This window comes from Falsihalocynthiibacter sp. BN13B15 (assembly GCF_041205415.1).
In the GTDB taxonomy this organism is placed as follows: Bacteria; Pseudomonadota; Alphaproteobacteria; order Rhodobacterales; family Rhodobacteraceae; genus Falsihalocynthiibacter; species Falsihalocynthiibacter arcticus.
The window spans coordinates 89,148-103,550 of the sequence record NZ_JBGFCE010000006.1; the positions used below are offsets into that span (position 1 = coordinate 89,148).

16 protein-coding genes are annotated in these 14,403 nt (G+C 54.5%); 15 read left to right on the forward strand and 1 reads right to left on the reverse strand.

The genetic code is table 11. The features are described 5' to 3' along the window. Positions 1 to 176: 176 nt before the first annotated feature. The 12 genes from pyrC (at position 177) to AB9F26_RS12045 (ending at position 11,245) form a co-directional block, all read left to right on the forward strand. On the forward strand, positions 177 to 1,214 hold the full coding sequence (pyrC, locus tag AB9F26_RS11990; RefSeq protein WP_369768138.1) for a dihydroorotase: 1,038 nt from the start codon (positions 177 to 179) through the stop codon (positions 1,212 to 1,214). 19 nt (positions 1,215 to 1,233) lie between these two features. Further along, the gene (locus tag AB9F26_RS11995; protein ID WP_335585508.1) at positions 1,234 to 1,911 is read left to right on the forward strand and encodes an orotate phosphoribosyltransferase; all 678 of its coding nucleotides are present in this window, start codon (positions 1,234 to 1,236) and stop codon (positions 1,909 to 1,911) included. Positions 1,912 to 2,061: 150 nt separating this feature from the next. Further along, positions 2,062 to 3,570: a replicative DNA helicase gene (locus AB9F26_RS12000; protein ID WP_335585509.1), complete on the forward strand. Its 1,509-nt coding sequence runs from the start codon at positions 2,062 to 2,064 to the stop codon at positions 3,568 to 3,570. A 70-nt stretch (positions 3,571 to 3,640) separates the two neighbouring features. After that, complete coding sequence (gene alr, locus AB9F26_RS12005; RefSeq protein ID WP_335585510.1) at positions 3,641 to 4,690, forward strand: alanine racemase; 1,050 nt, start codon at positions 3,641 to 3,643, stop codon at positions 4,688 to 4,690. Continuing rightward, entirely contained in the window at positions 4,687 to 5,478 is a 792-nt protein-coding gene (locus tag AB9F26_RS12010) for an MlaE family ABC transporter permease (protein WP_369768139.1), read from the forward strand. Before alr ends, AB9F26_RS12010 begins: the two co-directional genes overlap by 4 nt. Further along, on the forward strand, positions 5,475 to 6,221 hold the full coding sequence (locus AB9F26_RS12015; protein WP_369768141.1) for an ABC transporter ATP-binding protein: 747 nt from the start codon (positions 5,475 to 5,477) through the stop codon (positions 6,219 to 6,221). Before AB9F26_RS12010 ends, AB9F26_RS12015 begins: the two co-directional genes overlap by 4 nt. 99 nt (positions 6,222 to 6,320) lie before the next feature. Continuing rightward, positions 6,321 to 6,650 carry a hypothetical protein gene (locus AB9F26_RS12020; RefSeq protein ID WP_369754572.1) on the forward strand — a complete coding sequence of 110 codons (330 nt, stop codon included), beginning with the start codon at positions 6,321 to 6,323 and terminating at the stop codon, positions 6,648 to 6,650. Positions 6,651 to 6,697: 47 nt separating this feature from the next. Then, positions 6,698 to 7,144 (forward strand): paraquat-inducible protein A, encoded by a 447-nt coding sequence (locus tag AB9F26_RS12025; protein ID WP_369768142.1) that lies wholly within the window; start codon positions 6,698 to 6,700, stop codon positions 7,142 to 7,144. Positions 7,145 to 7,157: 13 nt separating this feature from the next. Then, positions 7,158 to 8,522, forward strand: a complete 1,365-nt coding sequence (gene radA, locus AB9F26_RS12030; protein WP_335585515.1) for a DNA repair protein RadA — start codon at positions 7,158 to 7,160, stop codon at positions 8,520 to 8,522. Between the two features lie 18 nt (positions 8,523 to 8,540). Beyond that, positions 8,541 to 9,149 (forward strand): CvpA family protein, encoded by a 609-nt coding sequence (locus AB9F26_RS12035; RefSeq protein ID WP_335585516.1) that lies wholly within the window; start codon positions 8,541 to 8,543, stop codon positions 9,147 to 9,149. Between the two features lie 210 nt (positions 9,150 to 9,359). After that, positions 9,360 to 10,826 (forward strand): amidophosphoribosyltransferase, encoded by a 1,467-nt coding sequence (gene purF, locus AB9F26_RS12040; RefSeq protein WP_039000510.1) that lies wholly within the window; start codon positions 9,360 to 9,362, stop codon positions 10,824 to 10,826. Beyond that, positions 10,826 to 11,245 carry a DUF1284 domain-containing protein gene (locus AB9F26_RS12045; protein WP_335585517.1) on the forward strand — a complete coding sequence of 140 codons (420 nt, stop codon included), beginning with the start codon at positions 10,826 to 10,828 and terminating at the stop codon, positions 11,243 to 11,245. Before purF ends, AB9F26_RS12045 begins: the two co-directional genes overlap by 1 nt. A gap of 164 nt (positions 11,246 to 11,409) precedes the next feature. Here the strand turns inward: AB9F26_RS12045 and AB9F26_RS12050 are convergent, their stop codons facing one another. Further along, the gene (locus AB9F26_RS12050) at positions 11,410 to 12,006 is read right to left on the reverse strand and encodes a biotin transporter BioY (RefSeq protein ID WP_335585518.1); all 597 of its coding nucleotides are present in this window, start codon (positions 12,004 to 12,006) and stop codon (positions 11,410 to 11,412) included. A 106-nt stretch (positions 12,007 to 12,112) separates the two neighbouring features. Between AB9F26_RS12050 and AB9F26_RS12055 the strand changes: the two genes are divergently transcribed. From AB9F26_RS12055 to AB9F26_RS12065, 3 genes are all read left to right on the forward strand, one after another. Next, complete coding sequence (locus AB9F26_RS12055; RefSeq protein WP_369768204.1) at positions 12,113 to 12,793, forward strand: SDR family NAD(P)-dependent oxidoreductase; 681 nt, start codon at positions 12,113 to 12,115, stop codon at positions 12,791 to 12,793. Between the two features lie 176 nt (positions 12,794 to 12,969). Next, positions 12,970 to 13,758 (forward strand): 5'/3'-nucleotidase SurE, encoded by a 789-nt coding sequence (surE, locus tag AB9F26_RS12060; RefSeq protein ID WP_039000514.1) that lies wholly within the window; start codon positions 12,970 to 12,972, stop codon positions 13,756 to 13,758. Continuing rightward, complete coding sequence (locus tag AB9F26_RS12065) at positions 13,755 to 14,396, forward strand: protein-L-isoaspartate(D-aspartate) O-methyltransferase (protein ID WP_039000516.1); 642 nt, start codon at positions 13,755 to 13,757, stop codon at positions 14,394 to 14,396. Before surE ends, AB9F26_RS12065 begins: the two co-directional genes overlap by 4 nt. Positions 14,397 to 14,403: the final 7 nt, after the last annotated feature.

Consider the following 14,403-nt stretch of genomic DNA (forward strand, 5'->3'; position numbering starts at 1 on the left):
CAGGTATGCCGCCAGCAAGATAATGGGAGATCACTCACGCACCTGTGCCGAAAAAATATGCCTGAGCTTAAAAAATAGGCGAAAAATTGTACAGCCGGTCACTCCCTAATCGTTTCATGAAAACTAACCTGCAATCCACGCTGGAAAAACCTGCATTAATTGTGTAGCGCAAGGATATGACCCAAAAACTCACGCTCAAACGCCCCGATGATTGGCACCTCCACCTGCGCGATGGCGCAATGCTTAAAGCGGTGCTGCCTGAAACCACCCGCCATTTTGGGCGTGCGATCATTATGCCAAACCTCGTTCCACCCGTTGTGACGAGCGCTCAGGCCTTGGCCTATCGGGATCGTATCCTCGCGGCACTGCCAGCGGGAAGCAACTTTACGCCTTTGATGACCCTCTATTTGACTGAGCAAAGCGACCCAGACGATATCGCCGCAGCCTATGCGGGCGGGTTGATTTCCGCCGTGAAACTCTATCCTGCCGGAGCCACCACAAATTCCGCAAGTGGCGTCAGCGATTTTGACAAAGTGCGCCCTGCGTTGGAAAAAATGGCCGAGATTGGCCTGCCTCTTTGCCTGCACGGAGAAGTCACTGACGCTGAGGTCGACATTTTTGACCGCGAAGCTGTTTTCATCGACCGCGTCCTTGATCCAATCCGCCGCGCCACCCCGGGCTTAAAAACGGTGATGGAACACATCACCACAAAGGACGGCGTCGATTACGCAAAATCGCAAGACAATTTGGGCGCAACAATCACCACGCACCACCTTGTGATCAACCGAAACCACATCCTCGTGGGCGGCATCAAGCCCCACTATTACTGCCTTCCCGTAGCAAAACGCGAAACGCACCGCGTTGCCCTTCTTGAAGCCGCAACCAGTGGCGATACACGATTCTTCCTTGGAACAGACAGCGCACCGCATACCGACCTCCTCAAAGAGAACGCCTGTGGATGTGCGGGATGTTTTACGGCCACGAATACAATGTCGATCCTTGCGGAAGTCTTTGAAAAGGCGGGCGCATTAGACTGGTTAGAGGGCTTCACTTCGCTGCACGGCCCCGCTTTTTACGGCCTCCCCGTAAATGACACAACGCTCACCCTGACCAAGGGCGCGCCCGTTACATACCCCTCAAAAATCGAAGTCGGCGCGGAAACCGTCACCGTCTTTGACCCCGGTTTCCCCCTGCATTGGACCGTCACCGCCTAGCGAAAACAAAGGACCTGTCATGATCCCAACATCCTATACCGACGCCACCGAAATTGCGCGTCTTACCGCGAAAATGCTCTTGGAAATCAAGGCGGTACATTTCAACACGCGGGAGCCTTTCATCCTCGCCAGCGGCCTTCCCAGCCCGACATATATTGATTGCCGTAAGCTAATTTCCTATCCCCGCATTCGCAGCACTTTGATGGATTTCCTAACCATCACGGTCATGCGCGACGCGGGCTTTGAAGCCTTTGACAACGTGGCTGGTGGCGAAACCGCAGGCATCCCCTTTGGCGCATTGGTCGCCGAACGCATGGCCCTCCCTATGAGTTATGTGCGCAAAAAGGCCAAAGGTTATGGCCGCAATGCGCGAATTGAAGGCGAAATGACGGAAGGCCAACGGGTTTTGCTCGTCGAAGACCTCACAACCGATGGCGGCAGCAAGCTGTCCTTTGTCGATGCCATTCGCGAAACGGGCGCGACCTGTGCGCATACGGCGGTCATTTTCTATTACGGGATTTTCCCAGAAACCGAGAAAACCCTCGGCGACCACGGAATCCAACTGCACCACCTCTGTACGTGGTGGGATGTTTTGGCCGAAGCCAAGGAGTCCGGTGCCTTTGATACGGAAACCTTGACCGAAGTCGAAGCCTTCCTCAACGACCCACGCGGTTGGCAGGACGCTCACAAAACTTAAAACGATATTAATGAGATTTCATCCATATCTAGGCAAAATGTCGACAGACATGCCTAGATATGGTAAATCAAGGTTATCCACAGCTTTATACAATTTGCGACTTCCATGAAGTCTGCGCTAAGCAGACACCCAATCCGGTCGGGGAATCAAATGAACGAAATCGTACCAGTCAGCAATGGCGCAGGGCTTCCTGCAACGAACTCAGAGGCCTCTGAGTTAAGTGCACAACCGCATAATATTGAGGCGGAACAGCAGCTTTTGGGTGCGATTCTCACCAACAACGAGGTGTTCGACCGCGTGGCTTCTGTCATCAATGCCACGCATTTCTATGAGCCGACTCACGCGCGAATCTACGAACTCGCGTCGCACCGTATTGCTAAAAATATGAACGCGTCACCGGTGACCTTGAAAGCGTTCATGGAAGACGACGAGGGCCTCAAAGAACTTGGTGGACCCGCGTATTTGGCACGTCTTGCAGGGGCGGCGATTTCCAGTTTTGCCGCGCGGGACTATGCGCAAATTATCTATGATTTGGCGATCCGTCGCGAACTTATGGGGCTAGGCCGCGAGATCATGGACAAGGCGGCAAATGTAAATGTCGCGAGCGAACCCAAAGAGCAAATTGTTGAAGCTGAACAGGCGCTTTATGCAATGGCCGAGCAAGGTCAAACCGAGAGCGGATTTCAATCCTTCCTCAAAGCTGTGACCGAAGCCGTAACTGTCGCCAATACTGCATATCAGCGCGAAGGCGGCATGTCTGGGATCTCTATGGGATTGATAGATATGGACAAAATGCTGGGTGGTTTACACCGCTCCGACCTTTTGATCCTTGCCGGACGGCCCTCAATGGGGAAAACCTCACTGGCCACCAACATCGCCTATAACATCGCCAAAGCCTATAAGAAGGGCAAAAGGCCTGATGGAACCGAGGGCGCGATCCAGGGTGGCGTTGTAGGGTTCTACAGCCTCGAGATGTCCGCCGAACAACTCGCCACACGGATTCTTTCGGAGGCCGCAGAGGTCCCGTCTGGCCAAATTCGCAACGGTGACATGACCGAAGAAGAGTTCCGCCGTTTTGTGGAAGCCGCCAAAAAACTCGAATCCTGCCCACTTTATATCGATGACACGCCCGCCCTGCCGATCTCGCAATTGGCGGCGCGCGCCCGCCGTTTGAAACGGACGCATGGGCTGGACGTGCTGATTGTGGACTACCTTCAACTCGTGCGCCCCGCCACCGCCAAAGACAGCCGCGTAAACGAAGTTTCCGAGATCACGCAAGGGCTTAAGGCCATTGCCAAGGAACTCGATATTCCCGTCATCGCCCTCTCCCAGCTCAGCCGTGGCGTTGAAAACCGCGAAGACAAACGACCGCAGCTTTCCGACCTTCGGGAATCGGGCTCGATTGAGCAAGACGCCGACGTCGTGATGTTTGTGTTCCGTGAGGAATATTACAAAGAGCGCGAGAAACCGGGCGATCACGAGCTGGACAAAATGGCTGCGTGGCAGGAAGAAATGGACGCGCTCCATGCGAAGGCCGAAGTTATTATCGGCAAGGCGCGTCACGGGCCAATCGGCCACGTCGAGCTTTCGTTTGAAGGGCAGTTCACCCGCTTCGGCAATCTTGTCAAAGCATGGCAAAGCGAACCCAACGGCTATTAATTTATGCACCATTGTCTCGCCTTTCGATTTCCCCTTGCCAGCCCGTGCGCCAATCGTCAGAACGATCTCCATGTCGACAGGTAAACTCAAAATTGATCTCAACGCGCTGGTAGATAACTGGCGCGTTCTCGATGCCCTCACTGAAGCTTCGGTTGAAACGGCGGCGGTGGTGAAAGCTGACGGATACGGCTGCGGGGCGGAGCGCGTCGCCAAAGCTCTTCTCCATGCCGGCGCCCGCACCTTTTTCGTGGCGACGGCCAACGAGGGCGCCCAAGTGCGGCAAGCCGTTGGTCCCAATCCAAAAATCAACTTGTTTTCCGGACATATGGCCGGCGCTACAGATATGATTCACGACATGCAACTGACACCGATGCTTAATTCTGTGGCCCAGTTGACCCGCCATTTCGAAGCCCTGCCCGGTGCGCCGTTCGGTATCCAACTTGATACGGGCATGAGCCGTCTGGGCATGGAAGCCGCCGAATGGCACGCTGTGCGCGACATTGCATTAGAGCGATCCCCGACCCTTGTTATGAGCCATTTGGCCTGCGCCGACGAACCAAATCACTCGGCGAACGATGCACAATTGCAAAACTTTCGCGCCATGACAGAAGGTGTGCAGGCGCCGCTTTCCTTGTCGGCCACAGGCGGTATTTTCCTATCGTCCGAGTACCACTTTGATTTGGTGCGCCCCGGTATTGGCCTCTATGGCGGCGCGCCTTTTGATGCCGCCAGCCCCGTGGTTAGCCTGTCGTTGCCCGTGATTCAAACGCGGGATTTGGACGTGGGTGAAACCGTGGGCTATGGATGTACTTGGCAGGCCGAAGTTCCCAGCAGGATTGCCACGCTATCCTCGGGCTACGCCGATGGATTGCCCCGCGCCCTTAGTAACAATGCGACCCTCTGGTTTGGCGATATTCCCTGCCCGCTGGTAGGCCGCGTTTCGATGGATTTGATCACGGTCGACGTCACCCATTTAACCGAACACCCCGATCAACTCGACATCCTGTGCAGACACCAAGGCGTTGACGACTTAGCGCTTTCCGCCGGAACCATTGGCTATGAAATCCTGACCTCCCTTGGCTCTCGCCACGCGCGGCGCTATGGCGAAGTTCTTTCATGATTCTGCGCGCGATGGCTTCGCCTCTGGCGGCCTTGGGGCGCGCGGTCATGGGCTTCACGGCGTCCATTGGGCGGGTGTCGACTTTTGCATCCCAAGTTGCGGGTCATACATTTCGCCAGCCATTTTACTTTAAAGAACTCCTGCAATCCCTTCTGAATATTGGGTATTTAAGCCTTCCAGTCGTTGGATTGACTGCGATTTTCACGGGCGGGGCTTTGGCGTTGCAAATCTATGCGGGCGGTGCACGGTTTTCGGCCGAAGCAGTCGTTCCGCAAATTGTCGCCATCGGTATGGTGCGCGAACTAGGCCCCGTTTTGGTCGGCCTTATGATTGCCGCACGCGTGACCTCGTCCATTGCCGCGGAGATCGCCACCATGCGCGTGACCGAACAAATAGACGCCCTCGTGACGCTCTCAACGCACCCGATTAAGTATCTTGTTGTACCTCGGGTGGTTGCTGCGTTGATTACCGTTCCGTTGCTTGTGGCGGTGGGCGATATCATCGGCATTTTCGGGGGGTACTTGATTGGAACCGGCAGCTTGGGGTTCAATTCCGCCGCCTACCTCCATAATACGATGAATTTCCTTGAACCACTGGACATCATTTCTTCCCTCGTCAAAGGTGCGGCTTTCGGAGTTATTTCCGCTTTAATGGGATGCTACTATGGTATGAATTCCGGTCGCGGGGCTCAAGGGGTTGGTCGCGCAACCAAAGGTGCAGTCGAAGCCGCAGCCGTGCTAATTTTGGCGGCAAACTTCCTCCTAACAAGCGTGTTTTTCACCATATGATTACGCTCTCAAAAATTTATAAAACCTTTGATTCCAACCAAGTATTGCGCGGTGTCGACCTAGAGGTCCCGCGCGGTGAAAGCATGGTTATCATTGGTGGATCGGGCACCGGGAAATCCATATGCATCAAATGCATCCTTGGGCTTGTCACCCCTGATTCTGGAGAGATCATCGTTGACGGGCAAAACGTCGAAACCGCCGAGCGGGATGCTTTCCTTGCGCGTTTTGGCATGTTGTTTCAGGGCGGCGCGCTCTTTGATTCTATGCCGATATGGCAGAATGTGGCGTTTCGCCTTTTGCGCGGCGGCCTAAAACGGCCAAAAGCCGAAGCCCGCGAAATTGCCATTGAAAAACTGCGCCGCGTGGGCCTTTCCCCCGATGTGGCCGATCTTTTTCCCTCTGAACTTTCGGGTGGCATGCAAAAACGTGTGAGCTTGGCGCGTGCAATTGCCGCCGAACCCGAGATTATCTTCTTTGACGAACCCACGACGGGTCTTGATCCAATTATGTCTGGTGTTATCAACGAGTTAATACGTGAAATCGTTGTCGAAATGGGGGCAACCGCGATCACAATCACCCACGATATGTCCAGCGTCCGCGCCATTGCCGACAAAGTTGCCATGCTGCATAATGGCGTTATTCAATGGACAGGTCCGGTCGCGCAAATGGATCAAAGCGACGATCCTTATCTCACCCAATTTATCAGCGGCAGCGCACATGGCCCTATCGAATCCGTTCGATAGCTCCAATAAATTTCAAAATTTATCTAAGCCCTTAACTATTTGTTAGGGAAGATTAGCCAAATTCAGACTGGGTTAGAGTCTAGAACGGAGGCCTTAAAAATGACGATCACCGAACTTTATCTCAGGCTGTTTTTTGTCGCTGCTCCCGCGATTGTGACCTATTTTGCAGCGCGCCGCGTTTTGCATTCCCGTAGCGATCACTGGGCGGTATATATCATTAATGTCGCATGGGGTGCCTATGTGACAGTGTATATTGGTAGAGATATTTTTCTGGCGACGTCCCTCCCTATTGAAGCCTTTGCTGTTGCCACCACCCCTGTGGTTTTCTGGATTGCGACCGTGGCGTTTTGCAATCGACGCAACAATTCGACCCGTCGTTACGCTTCATCGCATAAACGTCCGTCAGGCGAGCACGAATTCTCAATTTAGCAGAGCACCTCTTGAAAAGCATGCGGTAAACTGCGACCTCTACGCCTATGAAATTTCTGCGTATTGCCAACCTTTTGTTGCTTATTGCCTTTCCAATCGCGTGGTTTGCACCGCTGTTGCGAGCGGGCTTGCTTCCACTGTTTAAATTGTCGGAAATATCGGTCGTTTCGGGGCTGCAAAGCCTGTGGAAGACGGACATGTTTCTCGCCCTTTTGGTGACGGTCCTCGCGCTTTTTGCTCCCTACCTCAAAACCGTCGGACTGGCGCTTGTGCAGTTTGATCTTTTGGATCGACGTGTCCTCCCTGCGTTACGCGTTCTTGGGAAATTGGCGATGGCTGATGTTTTCCTGCTCGCGCTCTATATTGTGGTGGTCAAAGGCATCGGAGTTGGGCGGGTCGAGACAGGCTGGGGCCTCTATGCCTTCACCGGATGCGTTCTCGCGAGTTTTGCGATTTCTTTTGCAACTGAGAGCTTGGAAAAGCGCGCGGCTTAGGCAATAACCCCTTATGGCAAAAACCAAAAACTTCGTCTGTAAAACCTGCGCCTCTACTTATACCAAGTGGTCTGGAAAATGTGATTCCTGCGGCGAATGGAACACGATTTCCGAGGAAATACCCTTTTCCTCTGGCCCTCCTAGCAAGTCGCTTGGCGCAAAACGTGGCAGTCCTATTGCCTTGTTTGATCTTGCAACCGAAGAAGATCCCCCCAAGCGCACCCGTTCAGGATCCGGCGAGTTAAACCGTGTGTTGGGCGGAGGTTTAGTGCCCTCGAGCGCAGTTCTGGTGGGCGGCGATCCGGGTATCGGTAAGTCGACCCTCTTGTTGCAAGCCGCCGCGAGTTTTGCCCGTGCCGGTTTAAAAACCATCTATGTTTCGGGCGAAGAAGCCAGCGCCCAAGTCCGGATGCGCGCGAGACGGTTAGGCATCCAAGAGGCGCCAGTCAAGCTCGCCGCTGAGACCAATTTACGCGATATTCTTACGACGCTTGAGATCGAAAAACCCGACCTCGCGATCATCGATTCCATTCAAACCATGTGGTCCGACAATGTCGATTCCGCGCCCGGATCTGTAAGCCAAGTGCGCGCGGCGTGCCATGAGTTGACGACCTTTGCCAAACGCAAAGGCATGGCGGTAATTCTTGTGGGGCATGTCACCAAGGACGGCCAAATCGCTGGCCCCCGCGTTGTCGAGCACATGGTCGATACGGTTTTGTATTTTGAGGGCGAACGCGGCCACCAATTCCGCATTCTGCGCGCCGTGAAAAACCGCTATGGCCCGACGGACGAAATCGGCGTCTTTGAAATGACGGGCAAGGGCTTGGCGGAAGTAAAAAACCCCTCGGCGCTGTTTATGGGCGATCGTGAAAACCCCGCACCGGGGTCGGTTGTTTTTTCCGGCATCGAAGGCACCCGCCCGATGCTCGTTGAGCTGCAAGCCCTCGTCGCCCCCTCGCCCCATTCCCAAGCCCGCCGCACGGTTGTGGGTTGGGATGGGAGCCGTTTGGCGATGATTTTGGCCGTCCTAGAATCACGTTGCGGCGTGCCATTTACGGGGCTCGATGTGTACCTAAACGTCGCCGGCGGGCTGCGTGTGTCCGAACCTGCGGCCGACTTGGCTGTTGCGGCGGCGCTACTTTCTGCGCGCGAAGATCATTCTTTGCCCTCTGACACTGTGGTTTTTGGCGAAATTAGCTTATCAGGGGCACTTAGACCCGTTGGACAAACGGAAAACAGGTTGAAAGAAGCGCAGAAACTTGGTTTTAGCTCAGCTATCATGCCTTCGGGTGGGAAAAAACTAGATCAGACGGGAATGAAGATCAGCACAGTGTCCGATCTTACCACTTTCGTAAAAGACGTATTCGGGGACTCTTAACCCCCAACAGGAGAAGATATGGAAGGTTTTACCATAGTAGACGGCGTCGTAGCCATTGTGATTATCCTCTCGGCGGTATTGGCGTATTCCCGTGGTTTTGTTCGCGAAACGCTTTCGATTGCCAGTTGGGTGGTTGCGGCAATCGTGGCCTATATTTTCGCCCCTAAGGTCGAGCCTTTGGTGCGCGAAATTCCCATCCTGAAAGACATGATTGGCGGACAATGTGAATTGTCGCTGATGGTGGCTTTTGTCATCGTGCTTGTGGTTGGTTTGGTCGTTATGGCGATTTTCACCCCGCTGTTTTCGAGTATGGTCCAACGCAGCATTTTGGGCGGGCTTGACCAAGGTATCGGTTTTCTCTTTGGCGCGGCGCGCGGTGTTCTGCTGGTTGTGGTGTCGCTCTTTATTTACGACTGGGCGGTTACGGATCAAACGTTTGAAGTCGTCGACAACAGCCGCAGTGCTGTGATTTTTAGCTCCCTTGTGGGCCAAGTTGGCGAAAATGTACCAGACGATGTTCCGGGCTGGTTGCAGGCGCGCGTCAATTCCTACCTCGCACTTTGCGAAGCGCCAGCAGATATCGTACCTGCTGAAGCGGCTCCTGCAGAAGTGGTTCCCGCCGAATAGGCCTGTTTTTCAGGCAACCTTTGACATCAAGGTCGCTCCTTTTGGGGCGGCCTTTTTACATTTTTTCGCCCAATCAACGGCAAAGCGACAAAAGCCACGCTCTTTATCAAAAATATGACAATTTCCTATCATCCGACGGATGACATCCCCGCTTGGCTCCCGTAAGAGGGGGTCGAAGAACCAAAGCTATGGAATCGGAGCCACCTGCCAATGCGCGATATGCCCCCCAGCCACCCGTTCGATGACGACAAGCTAAAAGAAGAATGCGGAATTTTTGGCGTCGTCGGCGTTGCCGATGCGGCTAATTTCGTTGCACTCGGCTTGCACGCTCTACAACATCGCGGTCAAGAAGCCGGTGGCATTGTAGTCCACGATCACGAACACGGATTTAACTCCGCCCGTCGATTTGGCTATGTTCGCGACAATTTCACCTCTCATTCTGTGATGCAAACCCTGCCCGGGCCCATCGGAATTGGCCATGTGCGCTACTCCACTTCGGGCTCCAAGGGGGCCACGGCCATCCGCGACGTACAGCCCTTCTTTGGTGAGTTTTCCATGGGCGGAGCAGCGATTGCGCATAACGGTAATATCACCAATGCAGATGCCCTAAGACGCGATTTGATTGAACGCGGCTCGATTTTCCAGAGTTCGTCTGATTCCGAATGTATCATCCATCTGATGGCGCGTTCGATGCAACGCAACATTCCCGAACGTATGAAAGACGCGCTCCGATCAGTCGAGGGCGCGTTTTCCGTTGTGGCAATGACACGCACCAAATTAATCGGTGTGCGCGACCCACTTGGTGTGCGCCCGCTGGTTTTGGGTAAGTTGGGCGACGGCTGGGCGCTGAGTTCCGAAACCTGTGCGCTCGACATTGTTGGCGCTGATTTCATTCGCGAGATTGAGCCCGGCGAGATGGTTGTCATCACCGAGGACGGTGTTGAAAGCTATCACCCGTTTGAGAAAAAACCCTCACGGTTCTGTATTTTCGAACATGTTTACTTTAGCCGTCCCGATTCCATTCTGGGCGGCCGTTCGGTCTATGAAACGCGCCACCAGATCGGTGTAGAACTGGCCCGTGAAGCGCCTGTTGACGCAGATCTTGTGTGCCCTGTGCCCGATTCAGGCACCCCTGCGGCGATTGGATACTCAAAAGAAAGCGGTATTCCCTATGCTATGGGCATCATCCGTAACCAATACATGGGGCGCACGTTTATTGAGCCCAGCGAGCAAATCCGCAACATGGGTGTGCGCCTCAAACTCAACGTCAACCGCGCGCTCATTAAGGGCAAACGGGTGATCTTGGTGGATGACTCGGTTGTTCGGGGTACGACTAGCCGCAAGATAAAACAAATGATTTTGGATGCTGGAGCTGCGGAGGTTCACTTCCGTATCGCCTCACCGCCCACAATGTGGCCTTGTTTTTATGGGGTAGACACCCCTGAGCGCGACAAGCTTCTGGCCGCGAATATGAACGAAGAAGAGATGCGCGTGCACCTTGGCGTTGACAGCCTCAAGTTTGTCACACTCGATGGACTTTATCGTGCAGCGGGCGTTCCCGAGGGCCGTGATGCCAAAGCCCCCAAATATTGCGACGCCTGTTTCTCGGGCGAATATCCCGTGCGCCCGACCGATATGATGGCCAAAGGATTTACACTAAAAACTGCTGCTGAATAATGAATGCCCCCCTGAAATTCCGCCCGCACCACTTTTTGTGCGCGCTAGGATTTCAGGGCAAAGGCTATTCCGAGAGCTTTACCGAAAACATGCACGCCATTGTTGTGGAACAATTGCGCGCAGAGGGCGGCGATGAGCGGCAGATTCAGACCGTAGGGATGACCGATGATATCTGCGGCCCCTGCCCCAAACGCCGCGGCCGTCTGTGCAGCAATCAACCCAAGATCAAGGCGTTGGATCGCAGCCACGCTGCCGCGCTTCAATTGTCGGCCAATGAGGTTTTGACGTGGGGCGAAGCCAAGGCACGGATTAAAAAACACGTCCCCGTGGGTAGCTTGAAGCAGGTGTGCGCCGGCTGTCAGTGGCTTGAATACGGTATGTGCGAGGCCGCCCTCGCGGCGCTTCACGAGACCCCATAAGCTCCAGAAGAAAAAGGAAATGCTCCCGCCAAGATCACCCCCCCTGCGGGGGTTACTCCTGTTGGGCGTAGCCTCGCGATGCTCGGCAGGCACGATGAGAGTGCAACGAAAAACGCCGCGCTCGGGGACCGAGGCGGCGCTTCAAGGTATTAATTTTGGAGTGTTTATTTCGCTTTAGGTGCGTCTAAAACTTTCCATGCGCCCGTCACGACAAGAGCCGCGATAACCGCTTTCACTGCGTCACCAATAAGGAAGGGCGACATGTACCATTTCCAGATGGAAGCGAAGCTATCCGCACCCCATTTAGCAGCGTCAAGGCCCGCAACTTCGCCAATCCACATCGCCCAAGCTACGCCTGGAATGTAGATGAACGCGGAAAGAACGATGGCGGTAAGAGCTGTGCCAACAAAACCTTTAGCAATGCCCTTCTCGACGGCCAGGCCTGCGAGGAATGCCATGGCAACGAAGCCAGCGAGGAAACCAGCGGTTGGTCCAACAAATGCGAGGGTTGAAGCGCCGTGCGCGAAGACGGGCAGACCAGAAGCGCCTTCAGCGAGGTAGGCAAGCAACGTTACAGCGCCCAGACGGGAGCCGAAAGTCAAACCAACGATCATAATTGCAAGGGTTTGCATTGTCATCGGAACGGGGAACATTGGAACGGACACTTGGGCCGCCAATGCGATGAATGCAGAACCGAGCAGGACCATCATCCCTTTGGTTGCGAGGGAATTGGAACCGATCAGGGCTTTGGTTAATGTCATGTTGGGGTCTCCTTGGATACATGCTCTCAAGTACGCTTTTTGGGCAATATGCCGCAAAAGTCAAGGAACCCCTTGCATGAAAGAGACGCAAGTGAGAAATGAAAGCATGACCGATATATCGCAAAACCCCGTCCCAGACACTCCCGTAAAAATCGCTCTTGTAACCGGAGCGTCCCGTGGCATCGGTGCTGCGCTGGCTTTGGCGCTCGCTAAAACGCACCATGTTGTGGCCGTGGCTCGAACGACGGGCGCTTTGGAGGAGTTGGATGATCGTATTCAAGCTCAAGGCGGAGCGGCAACCTTGGCCCCCCTTGACGTAACCAACGAAGGGGCAATGCAACATCTTTGCCTCTCGATATTTGAGCGTTGGGGCCACATTGATACATGGGTGCACACCGCCATTCACGGCGCGCCTCTGGCCCCTGCCGGCCATGTGGACACCAAAGATTTCGATAAATCCATCGCTTGCAACCTGACAGCGACACAGCGTTTGATTACCTATGTCGCGCCACTTCTTTCGGTTGCGCCTGCTGGCAAAGCGGTTTTCCTTGACGACGACATGGCTGGCAAAAGCTTTTTCGGCAGCTACGGCGCAAGCAAAGCCGCGCAAATGGCCCTTGTGCGCAGCTGGCAGGCAGAATCGGTCAAAACCGGCCCCAAAGTCATCATTCACCAACCTGCACCCATGCCTTCGAGCTTGCGTGCACGCTTTTTCCCTGGTGAAGATCGCACAAAACTGATGGATGCGGAGGGGCAAGCCGCCCGTGTTATGGACCTCTTAAAATAGCCAAACAGCATCGAACCCTAAAATCTTCGTTATTTTGCGATCATAATCGTCCAAAGCGAGTCAAAAATGCACGTATTTTTTGCAAAAAGTTAGAAAAACATAACGCATCTTAGTGCATTCTTTACCTGTGTGCCTGCCTGCACTAGGACTATAAACAAGAAGACTGGAACCTTTGAATGCGCATTTTAATCACGAATGACGATGGTATTAACGCCCCGGGGTTGCGGGTATTGCATGGTATCGCAACCGAGCTTGCAGGCCCCAAGGGCGAGGTTTGGTCCGTCGCCCCCGCCTTCGAGCAATCCGGCGTCGCCCACTCGATTTCCTACACCAATCCTATGGCCATGGCGAAACTGGGCGAACGCAATTACACAACCGAAGGCAGCCCCGCCGACTGTGTCCTCGCCGCGCTCTACGATGTCATGCCCAACAATTGGCCCGACCTAGTGTTGTCTGGTGTGAATCGTGGCAATAACGCGGCTGAAAACACCCTTTATTCGGGCACAATTGGCGGCGCTATGGAAGCCGCGCTTCAAGGCATCCCTGCTATCGCTTTGTCGCAATATTTTGGCTCCGCGAACGCGACACTCGCGAATCCGTTTGAGGCCGCCGCAAGTCATGGCGCCGACACAATCCGCGCGATCCTCAAGGCCGCGCCTAAGGATACCGCCGATTACCGCCTGTTTTACAACGTTAATTTCCCGCCCTTCGCGGCAGCGGACGTCAAAGGCATTCGCACAACGGTTCAGGGATTTCGCAAAGGTACGAGCTTCTCTGCAGAACCGCATTTGTCGCCTTCTGGCCGCCGATTCCTGTGGATTAAAGGCGGCGATCAGCAAGTCGAGACGGGCGAAGGCACCGATGCATCGGCCAATCTCGCGGGCTATACTTCGGTTACCCCCATGCGCGCCGATTTGACCGCCCATAACGTCCTGCAAGACCTTAAAGACGCTATCGACACATGAGTTTAGCCGAGCGCAAAATGCAGTTTCTTTATGCACTGCGCTCAAAAGGCGTCACGGATAAACGCGTCCTGACGGCCATGGAAACCATTGATCGCGGTCCCTTTGTGCGCGGGGTTTTCGCGAATCGCGCCTATGAGGATATGCCCCTCCCCATCGCCTGTGGCCAAACGATCAGCCAACCCTCGATCGTGGGCCTGATGACGCAGGCCTTAAACGTCCAGCCGCGTAACAAAGTTCTCGAAATTGGCACGGGTTCTGGCTATCAGGCCGCTATTCTCAGTCAATTGGCGAGGCGGGTGTACACCGTCGATAGGCACCGTCGCTTGGTGCGAGAGGCCGAAGATATCTTTGCGCAAATGGGCATCGGAAACATTATAACCTTCACCGCCGACGGCAGTCGCGGCCTCGAAGACCACGCCCCGTTTGATCGGATACTTCTCACGGCCGCCGCCGAGGACGCTCCCGGGCCCCTGCTGGCACAATTGCGCGTCGGTGGAATTATGGTCCTTCCCGTTGGGCAATCCGACACCGTACAAACATTGATCAAAGTCACACGATCTGAAACGGGTTTTGACTACGAGGAATTACGCGGCGTACGTTTTGTTCCACTGCTCGAAGGGTTGGGCGACGAAGAATAGGCCTGCA

Bases quoted from the DNA above. Each gene is read 5' to 3' on its own strand.
- pyrC (WP_369768138.1), top strand. From the start codon at position 177: ATGACCCAAAAACTCACGCTCAAACGCCCCGATGATTGGCACCTCCAC.
- AB9F26_RS11995 (WP_335585508.1), top strand. From the start codon at position 1,234: ATGATCCCAACATCCTATACCGACGCCACCGAAATTGCGCGTCTTACC.
- AB9F26_RS12000 (WP_335585509.1), top strand. From the start codon at position 2,062: ATGAACGAAATCGTACCAGTCAGCAATGGCGCAGGGCTTCCTGCAACG.
- alr (WP_335585510.1), top strand. From the start codon at position 3,641: ATGTCGACAGGTAAACTCAAAATTGATCTCAACGCGCTGGTAGATAAC.
- AB9F26_RS12010 (WP_369768139.1), top strand. From the start codon at position 4,687: ATGATTCTGCGCGCGATGGCTTCGCCTCTGGCGGCCTTGGGGCGCGCG.
- AB9F26_RS12015 (WP_369768141.1), top strand. From the start codon at position 5,475: ATGATTACGCTCTCAAAAATTTATAAAACCTTTGATTCCAACCAAGTA.
- AB9F26_RS12020 (WP_369754572.1), top strand. From the start codon at position 6,321: ATGACGATCACCGAACTTTATCTCAGGCTGTTTTTTGTCGCTGCTCCC.
- AB9F26_RS12025 (WP_369768142.1), top strand. From the start codon at position 6,698: ATGAAATTTCTGCGTATTGCCAACCTTTTGTTGCTTATTGCCTTTCCA.
- radA (WP_335585515.1), top strand. From the start codon at position 7,158: ATGGCAAAAACCAAAAACTTCGTCTGTAAAACCTGCGCCTCTACTTAT.
- AB9F26_RS12035 (WP_335585516.1), top strand. From the start codon at position 8,541: ATGGAAGGTTTTACCATAGTAGACGGCGTCGTAGCCATTGTGATTATC.
- purF (WP_039000510.1), top strand. From the start codon at position 9,360: ATGCGCGATATGCCCCCCAGCCACCCGTTCGATGACGACAAGCTAAAA.
- AB9F26_RS12045 (WP_335585517.1), top strand. From the start codon at position 10,826: ATGAATGCCCCCCTGAAATTCCGCCCGCACCACTTTTTGTGCGCGCTA.
- AB9F26_RS12050 (WP_335585518.1), bottom strand. From the start codon at position 12,006: ATGACATTAACCAAAGCCCTGATCGGTTCCAATTCCCTCGCAACCAAA.
- AB9F26_RS12055 (WP_369768204.1), top strand. From the start codon at position 12,113: ATGACCGATATATCGCAAAACCCCGTCCCAGACACTCCCGTAAAAATC.
- surE (WP_039000514.1), top strand. From the start codon at position 12,970: ATGCGCATTTTAATCACGAATGACGATGGTATTAACGCCCCGGGGTTG.
- AB9F26_RS12065 (WP_039000516.1), top strand. From the start codon at position 13,755: ATGAGTTTAGCCGAGCGCAAAATGCAGTTTCTTTATGCACTGCGCTCA.